At 64.8% G+C, this 2406-nt stretch carries 2 protein-coding genes; both read right to left on the reverse strand.

Going from position 1 to position 2406, the window contains the following annotated elements; genetic code table 11:
- Positions 1–72: 72 nt before the first annotated feature.
- A complete protein-coding gene (istB, locus tag D6860_RS25035; RefSeq protein ID WP_017467646.1) occupies positions 73–939 on the reverse strand; it encodes an IS21-like element helper ATPase IstB in 867 nt (288 codons plus the stop codon).
- A partial coding sequence (gene istA / locus D6860_RS25040) for an IS21 family transposase (RefSeq protein WP_128549329.1) occupies positions 936–2406 on the reverse strand: 1471 nt, incomplete at its 5' end. The genes istA and istB, both read right to left, overlap by 4 nt.

A 2406-nucleotide genomic window follows, 5' to 3' on the forward strand; every position in this document is an offset into this window, starting at 1 on the left:
GTTGAGTGCTGGGCGACATCGCAGGTGGATGACGGTGACGTTTTTTGACGGTGCCGGTTTGCGGCCGTCAGATCAAGTTTCGATGTCGCTGCTCAATGTCGCTGGCCGCGAGTTGTCCTTCGCTGTGGCGATCTCCTTTTCGGGCTGTTGTTTGTCGCGGTCATCTTCGATGTCGCTGAGCGATGTCGCGGCGGCATAGGCGGCACGGCGTCGGTAGCTTTCGACGTTCATCTCGAAGATTGTTGCATGGTGAACGAGCCGATCGATGGCGGCGATGGTCATCGCCCTGTCGGGGAAGATGGCGTCCCAACCACTGAACGGCTGATTGGCCGTGATCATGATAGAGCGCCGCTCGTATCGTGCGGAGATGAGCTCGAAGAGGGCACTGGTCTCGGCCTGGTCCTTTCGCACGTACGACAGGTCGTCGAGGATGAGCAGGTCGAACTTGTCGAGCTTCGCGATCTCCTGAGTGAGCGCCAGGTCCTGCCGCGCCACTTGCAGGCGTTGGACCAGGTCCGACGTCCTTGCCATAAGCACACGGTACCCTCGTTGGATGAGTTCGTATCCGATGGCCCCCGCGAGGTGCGTCTTGCCCGAGCCGGGCGGGCCGAAGGCCAGCAAATTGTGCCCTGCCTGCAGCCAGCTGTCGCCTTCGACCAGCGCTCTGACGCGGGCCTGGCTCAAGGTGGGGACCGCCAGGAAGTCGAAGGCGTCGAGCGTTTTCCCTTGTGGCAGCCTTGCAGCGGCAAGATGACGTTGGATGCGGCGCTGTTCCCGCTCGCTCAGCTCCAGCTCGCACAGCGCCGCCAACAAGCGTTCGGCCGGCCAACCCTCCTTGTCGGCACGGGTGCAGAACTCCGGCCAGAGGCGGGCAACCGTGGGCAGCCTGAGCGCCGTCAGTAAGGTCGGCAGTGTTGCGGTTTCCACGGTCATGCTCATGCGGCCGCTCCCTGTCCTTGGATCAGGTCATCGTAGCTGCCGGCAGAGGGGATGCAGACCGGGACATCGGGCCCACCATCGCCTTCGGTCCGCGTGAAGCGGGAGCGCAGTTCCCCGAGGACCGGAAGTTCGCCTCGGGCAAGGATTGCCGAGAGGGCCGCGGCCAATTCCGCCTCGCAGGTCTGATCATGGGCGAGCCACAGCAGGCCGACCATGATCCGGCAGGCTTGCCGCAGCGGTCCGGCAGCCGTCAGCGCGTCCCAGCATCGGCGGTATTCAGTGCGAGGGAAGAGCGCGTCGCGGTAGGTCAGATTGGCGATGGCCTGAGGCTTGGCCCGCAAGCTGTGGATGACGTGATGGTAGCTAACGACATAGCCATGACCCCCACGCCCGCCGGCAGGCGGGCGCCCGCGCGGTAGGGTCTCGAGGGGTGTGCCGCCGAGGAACAGCTCCAGGCGATCATCGAAGATGCGCAGCTTCAGCTCGTAGCCGATCAGGCGAGAGTGAACGGTGTAGAACACCTTTCGGAACACGAAGCCGCCCGACGAGGTCACCCTCACGCGCGCCTCGTCGTAATCACAGCTACGGCGCGCCGGAAGCGGCTGCAGATGTGGCCGTTCGACCCTCAGGCGGTCCCGATGCCGTGCATTGTGGCGCGCGACGACCTGGGCAACGAAGTGTCGCCAGTCGTCCAACTCATCGAAGTCATGACTGCCACGCAGCAGCAGGGCCTGCTCCAAGCGGGTCTTGAGATGCCCGTGCCGACTCTCGATAGACCCGTTTTCGTGTGCAATGCCGCGATTGTTCCGGGTCGCTTCCATGCCGTAGTCGGCACACAGCGCGTCATAGCGTGTGCGCAGGTCCTCTCGGGCATCCCGATCGAGATTGGCGAAGGCAGCCGACAAGCTGTCCGTCCGATGTTCGCGCGGGGCGCCGCCGAGAAGCCATAAGGCGTTCTGCAATCCGCCAGCCAAGGCGGTGTAGCTCTCGCCGCCAAGCACCACCTCGGCATGCTCCCAGCCCGAGTGGACCAGGGTGAAGTGATAGATCCGATGCGCCAAGGGCACTCCGGCAATCGTGACGCCGAGCGCGCGCGCGTCGAAGAAGTCGGACATGCCCTCCCGTCCCGGCGGGTGTGACTGGCGGAAGATCACTTCCCTGTCCGGCCCGTGTTCGGCGCGCCAAAGCCGCATCCGGCGCTCCAAGGTGCGGCGCGCAGAGCTCAGGTCCCGGTCCGGATGACGGTACTGCATCTCCTCGAGCACCGCGATCGGCCGAAGGCCCGGTGTCGCTTCGATCAGCGGAACGATCTCTTCATCCCACAGGCCGGCCAAAGGGTCGGGCTTGCCGCCTCCGTGTCGGCGCTCACGTCGTTTCTGAGATGGAGGGCGGGGGTCACGTTCGATCCGGGCTCCGGTGCTGACGCTGAAGCCGGCTTTGGCAGCCGCAATCTTTTGCGTGTGATGC

This window comes from Salipiger sp. D13, assembly GCF_003703915.1.
GTDB lineage: Bacteria > Pseudomonadota > Alphaproteobacteria > Rhodobacterales > Rhodobacteraceae > Salipiger > Salipiger profundus.